This window comes from Allopontixanthobacter confluentis (assembly GCF_009827615.1).
In the GTDB taxonomy this organism is placed as follows: domain Bacteria; phylum Pseudomonadota; class Alphaproteobacteria; order Sphingomonadales; family Sphingomonadaceae; genus Allopontixanthobacter; species Allopontixanthobacter confluentis.
On the sequence record NZ_WTYU01000002.1, the window covers coordinates 162,231 to 180,651 of the forward strand.

Below are 18,421 nucleotides of genomic sequence, written 5' to 3' on the forward strand. Positions count from 1 at the left end.
GGTCTGCGATCCGGCAATTTGAATGACCCCCTCAAGACGGTGTGGCTGTATATGCCTTGGCATGTCTGCGGTGGCAATGCGCCACAAAAAGCGGCCCTTTGCCCATGTCTTTTCGCAGTTGCACAAAACAGTTGAAGCCAAACGGGTGATAAGTGTGTATGGGCGCATGAATTGACCGGTCGGCACTGGCGGTAGCGCGCCTTTAAACCTTGGTCTTCGCAGGCAACCTGCGACAAGCCCGGCCCGTTCCCTACCCAGTCGCTGATGCGACCCCTGATGATGCGAGTCCCATGAATTTTGACAATCTCCCGCCATTTCTTGGCGAAGCGCTGGCCGAACGCGGCTACGAAAAACCCACTGCCGTACAGGCCGCTGTAATCGAAGCAGAAGCCGCTGGCCGCGACCTGGTCGTATCGGCCCAGACCGGCTCTGGCAAAACCGTGGCTTTCGGCCTTGCCATGGCCGAACAATTGCTGGCTGAAGACGGCACCGTGCCGCAGGCCAATACGCCGCTGGCTCTGGTTATCGCGCCGACTCGCGAACTCGCCTTGCAGGTCAGCCGCGAATTGATGTGGCTGTATGGCAAGGCAGGCGCCCGGATCGCCACTTGCGTCGGCGGGATGGATGCATCCAAGGAACGCCGCGCACTGCGTGGCGGCGCGCAGATCGTGGTCGGCACACCGGGCCGCCTGCGTGACCATCTGGAACGCGGCGCGCTGGAACTTTCCGCATTGCGCGCAGTGGTGCTGGATGAAGCGGACGAAATGCTCGACATGGGCTTCCGCGAAGATCTGGAAGAAATTCTCGACGCCACGCCGGAAGGCCGCCGCACCCTGCTGTTCAGCGCCACCATGCCGCGCCAGATCGTGGCACTGGCCAAGCGTTACCAGCGCGATGCCTTGCGCATTTCCACCGTGGGCGATGATCGCGGCCATGGCGACATTGCCTATCAGGCAGTGACCGTATCACCGTCCGAAATCGAAAACGCCGTGGTCAATCTGCTGCGTTTCCACGAAGCGGAAACCGCCATGCTGTTCTGCGCCACGCGTGACAATGTGCGCCGTCTTCATGCCACCTTGCAGGAACGCGGTTTCGCCGTGGTGGCCCTGTCGGGTGAACATTCCCAGTCGGAGCGTAACCAGGCCATGCAGGCCATGCGTGACCGCCGCGCCCGCGTTTGCGTGGCCACAGACGTTGCCGCCCGCGGCATCGATCTGCCCACGCTCAGCCTGGTCATCCATGTGGAAATCCCGCGCGATGCAGAAGCCTTGCAGCACCGTTCGGGCCGCACCGGCCGTGCCGGCAAGAAAGGCACCGCCGTCATTCTGGTGCCTTACCCCCGCCGCAAGCGTGTGGAATCCATGCTGCGCGGTGCCAAGATCAACGCTGACTGGATCAACGCCCCCACCCCGCAGGAAATTCAGAAGCAAGACCGTGAGCGTTTGCTGACCGCCCTTCTGGCCCCTGTCGAAGTGGACGAGGAAGACCGCAATCTGGCGGCCAAGCTGATGGCGGAACGTTCGCCCGAAGATATTGCCGCAGCACTGGTCCGCGCCCACCGGGCCGCCATGCCGCAGCCTGAAGAACTGATCGAAAACACGCCCGAAGCACGCAAGGCAGCCCAGCAGGACCGCCACCGCCCCGGTTTCGAAGATACGGTCTGGTTCCGGATGGACCTAGGCCGCCGTCAGAATGCCGATCCGCGCTGGATCCTGCCGCTATTGTGCCGCCGCGGGCATATTACCCGCAATGAAATCGGTGCCATCCGGATTGGCCCTGCAGAAACGTTTTTCCAGGTTCCGCGGCCGATTTCCGACAAGTTCGAAGATGCCATCAAGCGCACTGCCAATGCCGAAGGCGATGACGAGCCGGTTCACATCGAACGTTCCGAAGGTGGCCCCCGCGAACAGGCGCGCAATAACAGCAAGCCCCACCGCAAAGGCCCGCCACGCGGAGCGCCGAATAGAGATGGTCCAAACCGTGATGGCCCCAATCGTGATGGTCCGCGCCATAGTGGCCCACGCGCTGAAGGGCCCACCGGCAGGGGCGGACCACGCGTCCACGCCAAACCATTCAAGGGCGGCAAGAAACCGCGCGGTTAAACCACTGCACGCAGCTTGATCGCTGCCCTATCCGACAAAACGCCGCCAGTCCCCACCAGGGCCGGCGGCGTTTTGTTTTTCACGGTAGGCACGCCCCCAAACAAGTGGGCACACACGCGGGCGGATAATCCTCGCCATCAACTCTCTTGGCGGCCTGCTGCGGATATTGTAACATCATCCCGGTCGCGCAATTGAGGATGGTGTTTGGAAGATATTTTCCTTTCCTACAATCGCGGCGATCAGGCATCAGCCGACCTGTTCGTGCGCGCTTTTGAAGCGGCAGGCCTGTCGGTGTGGTGGGACGTGTCGCTTCGCGCTGGCCAGGTTTATGATGAAGTGACGGAAAAAGCCCTGCGCGATGCACGCGCAGTGGTGGTCCTGTGGTCCGGTAATTCTGTCCAGTCACGGTGGGTCCGCGCCGAGGCAACGCTGGCGCAGCGGGCGGGCACATTTGTGCCTTGCATGATAGGGCCGTGCGAACGGCCGATCATGTTCGAACTGACCCAAACGGCAGATCTGACCAATTGGAACGGCGATGCAGAAGATCCGGCATGGCAGCATTTTGTCAGCCATGTGCGCGAATTCATCGGCCCGATGCACCGCGCGCGGCAGCCCCGATCACCCGCTGCCCCACCATCTGCTGTGCCATCATCTGGGCCATCTTCTGGGCCATCTGCAGCCCCATCTGCTGGGCAAATGCCCGGCGCTGCACCCCACGTAATTGCAAAACAGCATTTGCGGCATTCTGCCCCTTCCAGCGAAAGGCGGCAGATAACATTTCTGGCTGCCAGATTGTCCAACGGGCGCGAACTTGCATCGTCGATGGACCCGGAAGACTGGCACGAAATCCTGTCGTCCATCCAGCCGCCGCTCAACGCCATTGTCCAAAGTTTCGGCGCCACTGCGAAATGGGACGGCCACACCATCACCGCCCTGTTCGGCTATCCCGCAGCGCAGGAAGACGCTGCCCAGCGCGCCATCCGCGCGGCTCTCAGCCTGGTGGACCGCACCGCCACGCTGATGTCTGACCTTGTGGCGCAGACCGGCACCGCCATGCAGTTGCAGGCCGGTATTCACACCAGCGATGTGCTGGTAACAGCGGACCCCAGCGGCGAAACCGAAATGTTCGGCGATGGATCGGCCATTGCCAAAACCGCGCGCGATCTGGCCGGTGCTGGGACGGTCGTGGTGACCGAGCCTGTCCATCAACTGGCAGCGCGGGCATTCGCGCTGGAAAAAACAGGCGACCAAACCGGCCCCACGCAGTTTTACACCGTGGCCGGTGCGCGCAGTGGCGGCAGCACCATGCGCGGCTGGGCATCCAGCCTTGCCACCGGCTTTTTCGGCCGCGAGGACGAACTGGCCCAGATCCAGCGCCGCTGGGCAAAATCACGCAGCGGACAAGGGCAATTCGTGCTGGTCAGCGGCGAGCCGGGAATTGGCAAGACGCGGCTGATTGACGAATTCAGCGCATCGCTGGCGCCAGATGATCATTACTGGGTCACGCTGCAGGGCGCATCGCTGTTCCCCAACACGCCCTACCATGCCATCGGGCAAATGCTGCTGCACCTGGCGCAAGAACGCAGCAGCCATGACGACACGAGTGATCCGGCAGCGACGCTGGCCGATATTTTCGTAGAACTGGGCCTGCCTGCCCGTCTGCTGGGGCTGATTGCGCCGGTAATCGGCCTGACCCTGCCAGATGATGTTCCCGCGCCCAATATCACGCAGGAACAGCAGCGCAGCCAGCTGCTGTCCTCGCTGGTGGAAGCCACCTTCGCGCTGGCCAGAACAAAGCCACTGGTGCTGCTGGTGGATGATTGCCAGTGGATCGACCCGTCCAGCATGGAAATCATCCAGATGCTGGTGGAACAGTCCGACGATGACCGCCTGCTCATCATCGGCACGGCAAGACCGGAATTTGCTGCGCCCTGGTCGGAACGGGAAAACCACAGCCGGATCAATCTGGGCCGGATGGCCCAAGCTGAAATTCGCGCCATCATAACCGAAGCGGCGGGCGACGGCGGCATTGACACAGCAACCATCGAGACGGTGCTGGACCGCGCTGATGGCGTGCCGCTATTTGCCGAAGAACTGGCGCGGCTGATTGCCACCAGCCACGGCGAAGGTGGTCAGGCTGCAATTCCCCCCACCTTGCGCAGCCTGCTCGCCGCGCGGCTGGACAGGCTGGGGCCAGCCCGCGAATTGCTGCAGATCGCGGCCATTTTGGGCCGTGATTTTCCCCATGCCCTGCTGGCCGCCATCAGCGACCATCCAGAAGCTGAAATGGGCGTTCTTCTGGCGCAATTGGCTGATGAACAATTGCTGTTCATGCGCGGCGCGCCGCCCAATTCCACCTACCGGTTCAAACATGCGCTGGTGCAGGATGCCGCCTACGATACGTTGCCCAAACGCCGTCAGCGCGAATTGCATGGCCTTGCTGCCCGCACCATCGTGGACCACTTTCCCGCCATTGCCGAAACCCAGCAGGAATTGCTCGCCACCCACTGGACCCGTGCGGGCAATGTGGCGCAAGCGGTGGCCGCATGGCAGAAAGCGGGCCTTGATGCGTATGATCGCGGTGCCTGCAAGGAAGCGGCCGCCCATTTCCGCCATGGCCTTGCGGTGCTGGAAAAACAGCCGGCCGGCCCTGCGCGCGACGAGCAGGAAACTGGCCTGTGGAGCGCGCTTAACCGCGCCTTGCAGCAAACCCATGGCTATGCCGATCCGGTTACGGTGGAAGCCGCCAGCCGCGCGCTGGCGCTGGCGAAACAGGCCGGAATGCTGGGCAAGGTGCTGGTGGAGGAATCCCAATTGTGGCGCGCTGTCATCACCGCAGGCGATTACCAGCAGGCAGACGCCATAACCCAGCGGGTGATGAGCCTGAGCAAGGAAACTGCCGCAGGCGAAGAGATACCGTGGCTGTATTATTTCCATGCCAATGCGCGCATCCAGACCAGCTTTTATACCGGCCGGCTGCGGGATTTTGAAACAGATTATGCCGGTTTGCAGCAGGTCATCGGCAAACAGGGGGTCAGCCATTCCCCGAGTGACGATGTGGTGGCCATTGGCGTTGCCGCGCTTGCCGCGTGGGTATCGGGGCGGTCCGATCTTGGCGCCCAGCGTATCGCAGCGGCAATCCAGATCTCTGATAATGGCGGCCAGCCTTACGCAGCAGCGGTGGCCAATCATTTTGCTGGCACATTTTCCGCCTTTGAAGGCGATTATGAAGCGGCCATCGCGCATACCAGAACCGCGCTGGATGTGTGCGAGGAAAACGGCTTTGCCTATATCGCCCACCTGGCGCGGGCAAAATTTGGCTGGATTTCGGCGGCGGGCGGGTCGGGCGAAGATGATATTGCCACCATGCGCAACACCATCGACCAGATGGCCAAAGCCAATGCGCTGGTCGGGCTGACAATCAACATGAACCGCATGGCCATGGCGATGGAAGCCCATGGCCGGTTGGATGAAGCCCTGGAAACGGTGGAAGAAGCGCTCATCGCCAATCCGCAGGAACGCGTGATGCGGCCCCAGAGCCTAGAAATTCGCGCCAGACTGAAACTGGCCGCAGGTGATGAGGGCGCTGCTGAGGCGGATTACCGCAGCGCCATCAGCATGGCGGCCGAAATGGGCGTGCTGGCGCTGGAATTGCCGCCAGCCATCCAGCTATCCCTCCATCTGGCCGATGGTGGCCGCCGCAGCGAAGCGGCGGATATTCTGCAAACCACGCTGGGCCGTGCGGGCCCGGACACGAACACTCCGGCGCTGGCGCCCGCGCGCGATGCGCTGGCGCAATTATCGGGCGCGCTCACCAGTTAGGCGCGGTTTACCGGCGGGATAATTCGCGGGTATAATCCACCAGTGCAATCAGCACGGACGCGTCCCTGGTGTGGATTTGCGCTTCCCATTTGGCCTCCACTGCCAATTGGTCGAGATGGGCGTCAGCGGCGGGAAGCTGGGCAATCATGGCCTGCGAAATGGCCTGCAATTCGTCGTCAGTCGGCTCTGCCTTGCAAAACATGTCCCTGATCGTTTCATCCTGAATGGCGAGCGCTGCAGGCAGCGTCAGGATGCCGTCGCGCAAATCTTCCTCGCCCCCGCCGCCAAGCGATGTCAGCCCCTTCACATCGCCCACATCATCGCAGCCATGATACAGCATCCCCAGCAGCCGGCCGAATTTTCGCAAGGTTTCATCGCGGGTGGCAAGGCAGGCGCAGGTTTCGAACATCGATCCTGTATCCTCGCCCGCAATGCCTTCCCAGTCGGCCACGCCCAGTGGCTGGCGCCGCAGCCGCCACTGCGCGCATTCCGCCACCCCCAGACGTTTGATCAGATCGGCAAACAGACGGATATCGTGCGGATCATCCGCTGACATGGCAAAACCGTCTGCCACGATGAAGCCGGATGCCATCAGCGCCGGAAGCATCCCGAATTTGGAATGCATGGTCGGTTTGCCGCGCCGTTCGTCCGACTGGTCCAGAATATCATCAACCACCAGCGACATATTATGCATCATTTCCAGCACGGCGGCAGACCGGATGATGGTGTCGGGAATGGGCTGCTGGTAACTGGCCCGATAACAGCCAAAAACGGTCAGCGGCCGGAAATATTTCGACCCTGCATCAAACTGCCATTGCAGGAGCGGCTGCAGGTCACCTGCTGCCTCGGCAATCCAGCCATCCAGCAGGCTGCGCAACTTTGCCATTTCATCATCGAAGCCCAGTTGTGCCACGATCCCGGCTGTAATTGTGTCCACAAAAAACCCCCTGATTACCCTTTTGTCACCCCGCATCCGGCACCTGGCGCGTGGCGCTTTTAACGCTTGGCGCGCCAGCGCCTGATATAGGGATCGGTGGCGGACCCGCCCTGCTTCTGCAGGGCCGAAATGATCGTGCCACCAATATTGGCCGCTGCGCCCAGCACCGACCCTGCCGCTGCAACGGCCGGGCTGACCGGCGTGCCATCTGCCTTCTTCATATCGCCCGACAAATGCTTGGAAGCGTAACTGGCGCATTCCCCCAACGCCATCAGCGTGGCAGCCCCCAGATCGATGACATGATCTTCATGCCCGTCATCACCAGCATGCAGGCCTGCCGCATCTCCATCCGCAGCACCAGTCTGTCCGCGATGCTCTCCGTCGCCATCACCAACTGGCGGCAATGCTTTGTATAATATCCCCGTTTTGAGAGGGTCATCCTCACCCCCGTCGGACAGGGCGCGGACCAGCCAATAGGCACCTTTCAACCAGTCCATCGTAAATTGCATCGGCACCAGCAGCAGATATTCCGATAGCGAAAATTCCGCCTTGCCCAAGGGTGTTGCGCCTTCGGCGAGATGCGCTTTCCACTGGTCATATGCGGTCATTGCCAGCGCGCCATAGGCCAGCGGCATCAGCATCAGCTTGGCCGCGCGGAAACTGGCGGTGCTGTAGGTGGTGTGCGCAATCACGCGGATTTCTGGCCCCCGAATGCCCTTGCCAGTCAGCGCCGCATCGCGTTTCTGCAACGCCTTTGCTGCCTGGAAGCCTGACTGCACCGCCCCTTCGACAGTGGCCATGTCGACATCGGTCCGGCACAGGTCGCCGGCGAAGAAAACCCGCGGCATGGTGTTAGGATAGGCCGCTTCCGGCCGCCAGCCCCAGCTGCCGACACTGTTGAGAAACAGCGGATAATCGACATTGCTGCGCGCATTGGTGCGGTGCCAGTCAATATCGCAATCAGGGTCGCGCCAATGTTTGCCAATGTTGATGCCGGGGTAGAATTCCTTCAACTCCTGCAGCATCAGCCACCCCTGCCCGTTGCAACTGGCCGACGGGATGGACGCTGCATCCGATGCCGCGATGATGATGGCGGTTTTGCCGTCAAAATCATGGTCGGACCAGAGCTGGGAGATATCCAGAACAGTGAGGCCATATTTCGATCCGCCAAGGCCAACGTGATCCTTGGGAAACAGATCCAGCTTGTGCTTGAAATACACATCCACCACCGGGATCGGCACGGCTGACATACGCTGCAATTGCGATAGCGATTGTTCGCAGGAAATCAGCCGCTTGCCCTCGGACGTGTGCTCATCCCCGCCCATCACCAGACTTGTGAGCGCGGCTGGCCCCACGGCCATGACCAGATAATCATAGCTGTTCACATGCGCCCGCTTGTCAGCAGGATTGCGTTTCCAGCGGATTTTCGGCCTGTCATCGCACAGCCGGACAGTGGACACAGTGGCGCCGGTTTCAATCCTGCATCCGCGCTTTTCCAGCTCTTCGCGCAGCGGCGCAATCAGCTGTTTGTCCAGACTGCCTTTCAGCAACCACGAAAAGGGCGAATTATCCGGGAATTTGAAACAGTGGCGCAGGAAATTCTGATAGGTCGCCGCTGCTGTTTCCTCGCTCTGGATCGACCAGATCAGCGTCAGGATGTAATTTTCCATCTCTGCCACATTCTCGGTCGAATAGCCGCGCGAATAGATGAAGCCGTTGACGTCCAGCTTGTTCAGCTGGTCAAAACTGCTGCGGTCAAACGGATGGGCCGCCAGATCCAGCATCGAATAGCCAAGCAGGAAGGTTTCTGCCGGTGACAGAAGGCCCGATTGCATATTCTCGACCAGCGCTTCCATCGATGTGTTGTTCAGCAGCCGGGAATATTGAGCATCGCCTTTCCTGAGCATGCTGACGCCCTGGCGCGGCGAAAAATAATCGTCCCGTTTGCGGCCCAGATCATGTTCATAAAGATCCCAGAAATTATCATACCAGTCACAGAACATATGCGGGTAGACGTCCTGTTCAATCGCGGTTTTGTCGGCATTTTGCTGATCGGTTTTGGGCGCATTTTCGCCCGGCACCACGCGTTTGATTGACGATGCATTGCCGCCCAGCCGGTCATGCGCTTCATACAAGGTCACATCGAAGCCTGCGCTGCACAGCCGCATGGCTGCGCTCATCCCTGCCAGCCCGCCGCCAATGATGGCGACCGTGTTGCCACCATCAGCAGGTTGGGCAGTGCCACGCTTTGCGGAATGTACACGTGCACCTGTCATACAGCTTCCCCTTCATGTGCAAACGGCCCGCGCAGTCGCGGATTTTCAGCCATCCGCAACGAGGGACCAAGGCGCGACGCCGATCGAACGATATCCTTCAGCCAGGCCAGATGCCATGCCGGATCATCTGCCATGGAGGCCCGCCAGCCGCGCTGCCAGGCGGCAAAATCACCCGCCACCGGATTGGCGCTGACTGGCCTTCCGGTAACCGCGCTGGCAATCATGGCGGCGCCATTTTGCGCCAGATGGCGCGCAATGCTCCACCAGATTTGACCGGCCATGGCCAATGGCTGGACATTCAGCCCGCCAAAGGCGGTGCCGGAAATTTCCCCGAATGCACGGTCATGCTGCGCCTTTTCAAACCCCTGCCGCGTCGAACTGAAGCCGAATTCGGAAAAATGCCGGTTACGCAAAATGGTCGCGCAAAAGACCAGATATTGCATCACCGGGTCAAAATGGGCGCGAAAATCGCGATCATATCGGGCCATGTCCGCCTGTTCGAATTGGCCGCTTGCCAGTGCGGCGGCCACCGTGCGCGCGCCAATGATGGCTGATTCCATGCCCTGCGTGATGCCTTCGCCTGTCATCGGATCGACAAAGCCGCCGGCATCGCCCACCAGAATGCCGCCCGCAAAATGGTTGCGGGTGATGCCGCCATACATATGCACCGCCCCGCCCAAAGGCTTGCTGGCAATGCGCGCATTGGCACAGCCGGGATGGCGGATACGCAGGCGCTCCACCGCATCGCGGAAACTTTCCTGCACGGACAGGCCGAACCGGTCGCATGTTTCACTGAGCAGGCCCACACCCATGTTGGCGCGGCCCCCATGCATCGGAAACATCCAGCCATAACCGGGGTAATGGTCTTCATCGAACCAAATGGTGGCTTCGCCCTCGTCCACTTCCACCCCTTCGATATAGACCCGCTGCGATACGCCGATATGGCGCCGGTCGGTACGGCGCAGGCCTGCACTATGGGCAACCATGGACTGGACGCCGTCTGCACCCACCACGATGGGCGCGGTCAATTCGCTGGTGCCGCCATGTTCCTTGATCGTGACGTGCATCAGCCCGCCCCTGCGTTCGACCGAAGACGCCGCGGTTGACCGGAACACGGTAGCGCCGGTTTTTTCCGCATTGGCTAGCAGCACAGTATCCAGCTCATGACGGGGGATGATGAACCCGTGGCCAGGCATTCCGTGGGCGCCATCATAATAGGGAATATCGCCGCGATAGGGCATATGCGGGCCGAAATAGACCCGGTTATGGGTAATCGGCAGCCTGCTGCCGAACGCCAGATCACCGGTGCAGCCCATGGCTTGCAGAATGCGCAGACCGGCAGGTTCGACAAAATCGCCGCAGACTTTTTCACGCGGAAAACTGGCCCGTTCAATGACGGCAACCGAAATGCCCCGCCGCGCCAGCGACCACCCCATGGCAGAGCCAGCAGGGCCACCGCCGACGACTATTGCGTCAAACCGGCTCAATCGTGCCATTCATTCCCCCAACATACATCAAAATGCGCGCTGGACCCGCCCGCAGACTGTTCGCCGCGGGGCGGGATTGCAAGTGTTACTTCTTGCGCAAAGGAAACTGGGCCATAGTATGGTGATCCGGGGAGGCGGACCGATGGCGGCAACATTGTCTCGAAACAGCGATCAGCGCAGATTCCTGCTGCGGTGTCCGTGCCTGCCCAATGGCGGCCGCATCAGGCCCACAGGTGCCACCCGGCCATGATCGCGGTATTCATCTCCATCGTTCTGGTCGCGGCGACCATCCTCATCCATTATGAAGCATTGCGGATGACGTCGCGCAGTTTTGTCCATTGGAAAATACCGGTCAGGGCGCGCATTATCGTGGTGCTGGCGGTGGCGCAGATGTCCCATGCGTTGCAGGTGTTGCTTTATGCGTTGGTCTATCTGTGGCTGCACCATCTTGATGGGAACGAATTCATTTCCGGCGCGGAAAATTTCAATCTGGAAAATGCGTTCTATTTTTCCATTTCATCCTACACCACGTTGGGCATTGGCGATCTGGTGCCGCAGGGGCAGCTGCGGATAATCTCCGGGGTCGAGGCGCTGAACGGGCTGGTCATGGTCGGCTGGACGGCATCCTTCACCTATCTGACCATGGAAAAATTCTGGCACCTTCACCGGCACTAGACGCAGGCGATATTTGCCTGCACCCTGATGCCCCTCCCCATGATAAAGCTGGCCCATGACGAAGCCGGCTGACAAACCTGCCGAAAATCTGCCCTAGTTGGAAAATTGCATGAGCCCTGATCCTGAAAATGTGCCGGTCATTGTCGGTGTCGGACAAATCAACGACCGTCCGGACACACCGCAAGGCGGCCTGCATTCCGGCGAGTTGATGGTGGCGGCGCTTGAGCGGGCTGATGCTGATGCAGGCGGCAACTGGCTGGGCGATTGCCAATCGCTCGCACTGGTGGACCAGATTTCGTTCCGCAGCCTAAACCCGCTGACAGATTATGTGGCCGATGCCTGCGGGATGACACCCGTCATTGCCTATCAGAGCAAGGGCCCCAATGGCGACAGCCCGATCCTGCTGCTGAATGAAGCTGCGAATCGCATCGGGTCGGGCGAAATCAGCATTGCCGCCGTCACCGGCGGCGAAGCCTTGCGAACGGCGATGCAACTGGCGCGGGCTGCTGCGGCAGACAAGCATGCCGAAACCAATGCCGTGCGCGCTGTGTCCAGCCGCAAGACGCCCGGCTACCGCCAGACCTATGGCCTGTCCGCGCCGGTGGATTTCTACCCGCTTTATGAAAACGCCGGACGCGCAGCCTATGGCCAGACATTGGCAGAAGCGCAGGCCGAAAGCGGGGCCATCTGGTCGCAATTTTCAGAGGTGGCCAATGCCAATCCCCATGCCTGGATTCACCAACCGCGCAGCGCGGCTGAAATTATTGAACCCACGGCTGACAACCGCCCGATTGCGCACCCCTATACCAAGTTGATGGTCGCCAATTCCTCGGTCAATCAGGGCGCTGCATTCATCATTGCCAGCCTGGCCGAAACGCGCCGGCGCGGCGTGCCGCAAGAACGGCTGATCCATATCGGCTATGGCGCAGCTGCGCATGAAAGCGACGATTTTCTGGCGCGTGACCGGTATGACCAGTCGCCCAGCATGGAGGTTTCCCTGCTGAAAACGCTGGAACTGAACCGGCTGTCGGTGAGTGATTTTGACCATGTGGAACTTTACAGCTGTTTTCCCTGCGTGCCGAAAATGGCACGGCGCATCATAAACTGGCCATTGGACAGGCCCGCCAGCGTGTTCGGCGGGCTGACATTCGGCGGCGGGCCAATCGGCAATTATATGAGCCATGCGGTGGCCAGCATGGTCGATTGCCTGCGGGAAACCGGCGGCAAGGGGCTGCTATTCGCCAATGGCGGCTATGCCACGCATAATCACACAATCGTGCTTTCAGCACAGCAGATGGACGGGGTCAGTTTTCCGCAGGACTTTGACTTTCAGGCCGAGGCCGATGCAGCGCGCGGCCCGGTGCCGGAACTGGAAAAGCATTATTGCGGGCCTGCCACCATTGAAAGCTACACCGTCATCTACGCGCGCGACGGTACGCCGGGGCATGGCGTGATTGTGGCGCGCACCCCTGGCGGGCAGCGCACCCTTGCCAATGTTCCTGCAAGTGACACGCAGGCAATTGCGATACTGACATCCGGAATGCACGAACCTGTCGGCATGGCGGGCCAGATCAGCGCCCAAAATACCGATGCCGAAAACAGCATCCGGAACTGGTCCTTCACTGCATGAGCGCAAATGCGCCCGCTGTGGATGGTGAAGGCGGCGCAGTGACAGGGCGGCCGCTGGCAGGCATCCGGCTGCTTGAACTCACGCAAGGGGCGATGGCTGCCATTGCGCGGTATTTTGCGGAATTGGGCGCTGACGTGATCCGGCTGGAACCTGCAAAGGGCGCAGCCGACCGGCGTGAAGGAATGATGGCGGCAAGCCCTTTCTCAGACGCCGCCAGCATCCCCTTTCACGCCGCCAATCTGGGCAAGCGGTCCGCGCCGGACACCTGTTTCGATACGCTGGTCGCGGATGCTGACATTCTGGTCATGCCGCACGGCGCGCGAGATGCCGAGGCGTTGCGCAAGGCGTATCCCCGGCTGGTCATCCTGTCCGTATCCGATTTTGGCGATACGCCGGGTTTTGCCCATTGGAAGGGGTCGGGCCCGGTCTTTCACGCCTTGTCGGGTGAATTGTCACGGTCTGGCCTGCCGGGCCGTGCGCCGCTGTTGCCGCCCGGCGATCTGGCAGTGGAATGCGCGATTGTTCAGGCTGTCTATGTGACCATGGTTGCCTGCTGGCAGGCATTGCAGACCGGGCGCGGCGACCATGTGGATTTTTCCATTCTGGACGGCGCGGTGCAAGCGCTGGACCCGGGATATGGCGTGGGCGGCAGCGCCGCGGCAGGGGTGCGGCCCAGCGCTTTGCCGCGCGGGCGCCCGAATGCGGCGCATCTGTATCCGATCCTGCCGTGCAAGGATGGTTTTGTCCGCTTTTGTGTGATGGCCCCGCGCCAATGGCAGGGCCTGCTGCGCTGGATGGGGGAGCCTGCCGAATTTGCCGACCCTTCTTTCAATGCAATCACCACGCGCTATGGATCGCCTGATCTGGTTCCTGCCATGGCCCGCTTTCTGGCCGGCATGACACGGCTGGAGGTAGAAGCAGGCGCACAGCAGCATGGCGTTCCGGCAGCGGCCCTGCTTGATCTGGACGAAGCGCTGCAAAGCCCGCAAATGACAGCGCGCAGCCCGTTCAAACCGGTGGAAATTGCACCGGGCCTTGCCGCCCCCTTCCCCGATGGGGTGATGGAAATTGACGGGTGCCGGATGGGTATTCGCAGCCCCGCCCCCTCGCTGCCAGACCGTAGCACAGTCTGGCATGAAAGCCCGCCGATGCCGCGCGGCAATGCGGCACCGCAGCGGCCCCTGAACGGCATCAAGGTGCTGGATTTTGGTGTCATCGTGGTGGGATCGGAAGCCGGACGGATGCTGGCGGATCAGGGCGCGGATGTGATCAAGGTGGAATCCTCCACCTATCCCGATGGCCTGCGCCAGACAGCCGGGCCTGAACCTGTCTCTGCCTCCTATGCCTCGGGCAATCGTAACAAGAAAAGTATCGCGATCAACATCAGGGACCCGCGCGGCAAGGCGCTGCTGCTGGATCTGGTGCGGCAATCCGATGTCATCCTGTCCAATTTCAAAGGTGGCACGCTGGAATCGCTCGGGCTTGACCATGCCGCGCTCAAACATATCAATCCGCGCATTATCGTGACTGACAGTTCCGCCTATGGCCCGACCGGCCCCTGGGCGCGCCGGATGGGCTATGGGCCGCTGGTGCGCGCGTCTGCCGGGCTGACCATGCAGTGGCGCTATCCCCATGAAGAGACGAGCTTTTCAGACGCAATCACCATTTATCCCGACCATGTCGCTGGCCGGATTGTCGCAATTGGGGTGCTGGCCTTATTGATCCGGCGGCGGCGCACCGGGCGCGGCGGACGGGTCAGTGTGAGCCAGGCCGAGGTTATGTTATGCCATCTGGGCAAGCAGATTGCTGCCAGGGCGCTGGGACTGGCGGGCGCGACGATTACCAATGCGGACGAACATTCGCAGGTCTATCCCTGCGCAGGTGACGATGATTGGTGCGTTGTCACCATCCGCGGTGATGCCGACCGGCAGGCAATTTCCCGTGTGACAGGTGATGTTCCCCTGAACCAGTGGCTGGCGCACAGGCCCGCCAGCGAAGCGATGCAGAAGTTGCAGGAGGCGGGCGTTGCCGCAGGGGCAATGCTGCGAATATCCGAGCTTCCCGATTTTGCCTATTTCAAGGCGCGCGGTTTTTTCCGCAGCACGCGACATCCCCATATCGCCGAAGCCGTTATCATGGAAAACGCGCCCGCACGCTTTGCGATGATGCCCGACCCGGCAGATGGCCCGGCCCCGCTTCTGGGCGAACATACGGAGGAATTGCTGCGCGAACGCCTTGGCATCAGCGATGATGAATTGGCAGACTTGCTGGCACAAGAGGTGGTGGAACAGCACGCGGGAGGGTGAGATTGAGCCATCCCGCGCACTTTCCGGCTGCTCAGATGGAGCGGCTGATGACTTCCTTCATGATTTCGCTGGTGCCGCCGAAAATGCGGGTCACGCGGGCATCGCGCCACAGGCGGGCAATCATATATTCGTTCATATAGCCCGCGCCGCCATGCAGTTGCAGCGCCGCATCGCACACGCGGCCCTGCAATTCGGTGTGCCACAGCTTGGCCGATGATGCTTCTGCGGTGGTCAGTTCGCCAGCGATATGCCGCTTCAGCGCCCAGTCGATATGCGCCCAGCCAACCTGCAATTCCGCCGCAATACCGGCAAGGGTGAATTTGGTGTTCTGAAATTCGAACACGGTCTGGCCAAAGGCCTTGCGTTCCTTGGTAAACGATACCGCTTCATCAAAAGCGCGCTGCGCCCCTGCCTGGCAGCCGATGGCGATGGAAATGCGTTCCTGCGGCAATTCTTCCATCAAGTGAATAAAACCGCGCCCTTCCTGGCCAAGCAGATTTTCCTTGGGTACGCGGACATCGGTGAAGAACAGTTCGGACGTATCGGCCGAATGCTGGCCGATCTTGTCCAGATTGCGTCCGCGCTCGAAACCGGGGGTGCCCGCATCCACCAGAATGAGCGATGTGCCCTTGGCGCCCTCTGCCGGATTGGTCTTGGCGACCACGATCACCACGTCGCAATTCTGGCCATTGGTGATGTAGGTTTTGGACCCGTTGATGATGTAATCATCCCCGTCCCGCTTCGCCGTGGTCCGCACGCCTTGCAAATCGGACCCTGCGCCCGGTTCGGTCATGGCGATGGCGGTGATGATATCGCCGGAAATCATGCCCGGCAGATATTTCGCCTTCTGCTCTGGTGTGCCCAGCCGTTCGAAATAATTGGCCGTAATGTCGTTCTGCAGGGTGAAACCAGCTGATGATCCGAGGTAGGACAGTTCTTCGGCAATGACGGCATTATAGCCGAAATCGAGGCCCAGCCCGCCGTTTTCTTCCGCCACCGTAGGGCACAGCATCCCTGCTTCGCCCAATGCTTTCCACGCCTCCCGCCCGACGATGCCTTCGGCTTCGTGCTGTTCCAGATAGGGCGTCATATGTTCGGCAAACACCTTGCGCACGGTATCGCGGAACATGTCGTGGTCTTCATTATAGGCAAAGCGTTTGGACATATCGAGCATGGGGAAATTCCTGTCTTGAACCTGTTCAGGCAACGGCACCTGCATCACGCAGGCGGGCAATTTCTTGGGTGTCCAATCCGATGGACGCAAGCACGGCATCCGTGTCGGTGCCTGCTGCTTTTTCAGCCACCGGTGCCGGCGCCGCCGTGCCGCTGAAACGCGGTGCCGGGGCGGGCTGCGTATCGCCTGCCACCTTCACAAATGTCCCGCGGGCGGCATTATGCGGATGGGCGGGCGCCTCGGCCATGGACAGGACGGGCGCGAAGCACACATCGGTATGTTCCATGGCCGCGCACCATTCCTCGCGCGTTTTCGTCCTGAACAGCTGCGTCAGCCGGTCTTTCAGCGCGGGCCACGCCGCAGGGTTCATTTGCGCGTCAAATTCAGCATCGTCCGACAGCCCCGCAATCCGCCGCAATTCGGCGTAAAACTGCGGTTCGATCGACCCGATGGAGATATATTCGCCATCAACACATTCATAAGTGTCATAGAAATGCGCGCCTGTATCGAGCAGATTGCCGCCGCGCGTATTGGACCATGTGCCGGCATTGCGCATCCCCCAGATCATGCCCATCAGCAGGGCCGATCCATCGGTCATGGCTGCATCCACAATCTGGCCAGTGCCGCCGCGCGCCACATTCAGCAGCGCGCTGACCATGCCGAATGCCAGCACCATGCCGCCGCCGCCAAAATCACCCACCATATTGATCGGCGGGGTCGGTTTCTCCCCCTTGCGGCCATAATGGTACAGCGCGCCGGACAGGGAGATATAGTTGATGTCATGCCCGGCCGCCTTGGCATAGGGACCATCCTGCCCCCAGCCTGTCATTCGGCCATAGACCAGCCTGGGATTATCAGCGTGGAGCACTTCCGGCCCCAGCCCGAGCCGTTCCATCACGCCAGGGCGATAGCCTTCGATGATGCCATCGGCACTGGCGCACAGCTTGCGCGCAACGGCCACCCCTTCGGCTGATTTGAGATCGAGCGCGATGGACTGGCGTGACCGTGCCAGCACGTCCTTGCCGCCCATTGAACCCACGCCGCCGCGCTTGCCTGCGGGCCGGTCAATGCGGATGACTTGTGCACCGTGGTCCGCCAGCATCATGCCGCAAAACGGCCCCGGGCCAATCCCTGCAAATTCGACGATCCGCAGCCCTGCCAATGCACCTGCCATGCTCGCGCCCCGCCCTACTTGCCAGTCCAGTTGGGGGCGCGCTTTTCGGCAAAGGCGGCTGCCCCCTCGCGCGCGTCGGGTGACATGAAGACCTGCGGCAGCAGCTTGGCCTGTTCCTCATATCGCTTGTCGAGCGGCCAGCCGCGCGATTCGTCCATGATCTGCTTGGAAACCCGCACGGCAATGGGGCCATTGGAGGTGATAGACCGGGCCAGTTCAATCGCGGCATCCAGCGCCGGGCCGTCTGTGACGCGGTTGATCATGCCCAGGTCATAAGCGCGCGCGGCATCAATGAATTCGCCTGTCAGCGCCAGTTCCATCGCCACCTTGTGGGGGATGATATCGGGCAGGACCATCAGGCCGCCTGCCGCTGCGGCAAGCCCGCGTTTCGCTTCCGGAATGCCGAATTTGGACTTGCTGTTTGCCACCACCAGATCGCACGCAATCATCAGTTCCAGACCGCCTGCTAGCGCATAGCCTTCGACCGCGGCAATGAGCGGTTTCACCGGTTTCTTTTCGGTCAGACCGCCAAAACCGCGGCCGGGAACCGACGGGCTTTCACCGCGCAGGAAACCCTTGAGGTCCATGCCGGAACAGAATGTGCCGCCAGCCCCTGTCAGAATGCCGACCCGCAGATTTTCATCGGAATCGAGCCGGTCCAGCGCCGCCGCGATGCCTTCCGCAGCCGCCTTGTTCATGGCGTTCTTCGCTTCAGGCCGGTTGATGGTGATGATGAGGATGCCGTCTTCCTCGCGCGTCAGCAGTTCGTCGCTCATGCAAATCCACTCCGTATCAGGGGAAATCCCGCCATTCCTTGCGGCTCTTGCCGCAGGCATTT

General features: G+C 61.0%; 11 protein-coding genes. 5 read left to right on the plus strand and 6 right to left on the minus strand.

Translation table 11 applies throughout. From position 1 onward, the window contains the following. The first annotated feature begins 290 nt into the window (after window positions 1-290). Together GRI44_RS09120 and GRI44_RS09125 are read left to right on the plus strand one after the other, a co-directional pair. A complete protein-coding gene (locus GRI44_RS09120; RefSeq protein ID WP_160601509.1) occupies window positions 291-2,102 on the plus strand; it encodes a DEAD/DEAH box helicase in 1,812 nt (603 codons plus the stop codon). 204 nt (window positions 2,103-2,306) lie between these two features. Further along, the gene (locus GRI44_RS09125) at window positions 2,307-5,924 is read left to right on the plus strand and encodes an AAA family ATPase (protein ID WP_160601510.1); all 3,618 of its coding nucleotides are present in this window, start codon (window positions 2,307-2,309) and stop codon (window positions 5,922-5,924) included. 7 nt (window positions 5,925-5,931) lie between these two features. On the opposite strand, the gene GRI44_RS09130 is transcribed toward GRI44_RS09125, so the two are convergent. From GRI44_RS09130 to GRI44_RS09140, 3 genes are read right to left on the minus strand one after another with little or no spacing between them, the layout of a single operon-like run. Further along, window positions 5,932-6,861, minus strand: coding sequence for a polyprenyl synthetase family protein (locus GRI44_RS09130; protein ID WP_160601511.1), 930 nt, complete (start codon window positions 6,859-6,861; stop codon window positions 5,932-5,934). Window positions 6,862-6,920: 59 nt separating this feature from the next. Beyond that, on the minus strand, window positions 6,921-9,137 hold the full coding sequence (locus tag GRI44_RS09135) for an FAD-dependent oxidoreductase (RefSeq protein ID WP_160601512.1): 2,217 nt from the start codon (window positions 9,135-9,137) through the stop codon (window positions 6,921-6,923). Continuing rightward, window positions 9,134-10,633, minus strand: a complete 1,500-nt coding sequence (locus tag GRI44_RS09140) for an NAD(P)/FAD-dependent oxidoreductase (RefSeq protein ID WP_160601513.1) — start codon at window positions 10,631-10,633, stop codon at window positions 9,134-9,136. The genes GRI44_RS09135 and GRI44_RS09140 overlap by 4 nt, the downstream gene beginning before the upstream one ends. Window positions 10,634-10,870: 237 nt before the next feature. Here GRI44_RS09140 and GRI44_RS09145 point away from each other — a divergent pair, with 237 nt between their 5' ends. From GRI44_RS09145 to GRI44_RS09155, 3 genes are all read left to right on the plus strand, one after another. Beyond that, a complete protein-coding gene (locus tag GRI44_RS09145; protein WP_160601514.1) occupies window positions 10,871-11,299 on the plus strand; it encodes a potassium channel family protein in 429 nt (142 codons plus the stop codon). A gap of 109 nt (window positions 11,300-11,408) precedes the next feature. Then, window positions 11,409-12,929, plus strand: coding sequence for an acetyl-CoA acetyltransferase (locus tag GRI44_RS09150; protein ID WP_160601515.1), 1,521 nt, complete (start codon window positions 11,409-11,411; stop codon window positions 12,927-12,929). Then, on the plus strand, window positions 12,926-15,235 hold the full coding sequence (locus GRI44_RS09155; protein WP_160601516.1) for a CaiB/BaiF CoA-transferase family protein: 2,310 nt from the start codon (window positions 12,926-12,928) through the stop codon (window positions 15,233-15,235). Before GRI44_RS09150 ends, GRI44_RS09155 begins: the two co-directional genes overlap by 4 nt. A gap of 31 nt (window positions 15,236-15,266) precedes the next feature. Here GRI44_RS09155 and GRI44_RS09160 read toward each other — a convergent pair whose 3' ends face one another. Genes GRI44_RS09160 through GRI44_RS09170 form a run of 3 tightly spaced genes read right to left on the minus strand, consistent with a single transcriptional unit; the run spans window position 15,267 to window position 18,359 of the window. Next, window positions 15,267-16,409: an acyl-CoA dehydrogenase family protein gene (locus GRI44_RS09160; protein WP_160601517.1), complete on the minus strand. Its 1,143-nt coding sequence runs from the start codon at window positions 16,407-16,409 to the stop codon at window positions 15,267-15,269. Between the two features lie 25 nt (window positions 16,410-16,434). Beyond that, window positions 16,435-17,583: a CaiB/BaiF CoA transferase family protein gene (locus GRI44_RS09165; RefSeq protein ID WP_160601518.1), complete on the minus strand. Its 1,149-nt coding sequence runs from the start codon at window positions 17,581-17,583 to the stop codon at window positions 16,435-16,437. 14 nt (window positions 17,584-17,597) lie between these two features. Beyond that, complete coding sequence (locus GRI44_RS09170; protein WP_160601519.1) at window positions 17,598-18,359, minus strand: crotonase/enoyl-CoA hydratase family protein; 762 nt, start codon at window positions 18,357-18,359, stop codon at window positions 17,598-17,600. Between the last annotated feature and the right edge of the window lie 62 nt (window positions 18,360-18,421).

What these genes read in the sequence shown, in the direction of transcription:
- GRI44_RS09120 (WP_160601509.1), top strand. Translation starts at nt 291, where the DNA reads ATGAATTTTGACAATCTCCCGCCATTTCTTGGCGAAGCGCTGGCCGAA.
- GRI44_RS09135 (WP_160601512.1), bottom strand. Translation starts at nt 9,137, where the DNA reads ATGACAGGTGCACGTGTACATTCCGCAAAGCGTGGCACTGCCCAACCT.
- GRI44_RS09140 (WP_160601513.1), bottom strand. Translation starts at nt 10,633, where the DNA reads ATGGCACGATTGAGCCGGTTTGACGCAATAGTCGTCGGCGGTGGCCCT.
- GRI44_RS09145 (WP_160601514.1), top strand. Translation starts at nt 10,871, where the DNA reads ATGATCGCGGTATTCATCTCCATCGTTCTGGTCGCGGCGACCATCCTC.
- GRI44_RS09150 (WP_160601515.1), top strand. Translation starts at nt 11,409, where the DNA reads ATGAGCCCTGATCCTGAAAATGTGCCGGTCATTGTCGGTGTCGGACAA.
- GRI44_RS09155 (WP_160601516.1), top strand. Translation starts at nt 12,926, where the DNA reads ATGAGCGCAAATGCGCCCGCTGTGGATGGTGAAGGCGGCGCAGTGACA.
- GRI44_RS09160 (WP_160601517.1), bottom strand. Translation starts at nt 16,409, where the DNA reads ATGCTCGATATGTCCAAACGCTTTGCCTATAATGAAGACCACGACATG.
- GRI44_RS09165 (WP_160601518.1), bottom strand. Translation starts at nt 17,583, where the DNA reads ATGGCAGGTGCATTGGCAGGGCTGCGGATCGTCGAATTTGCAGGGATT.
- GRI44_RS09170 (WP_160601519.1), bottom strand. Translation starts at nt 18,359, where the DNA reads ATGAGCGACGAACTGCTGACGCGCGAGGAAGACGGCATCCTCATCATC.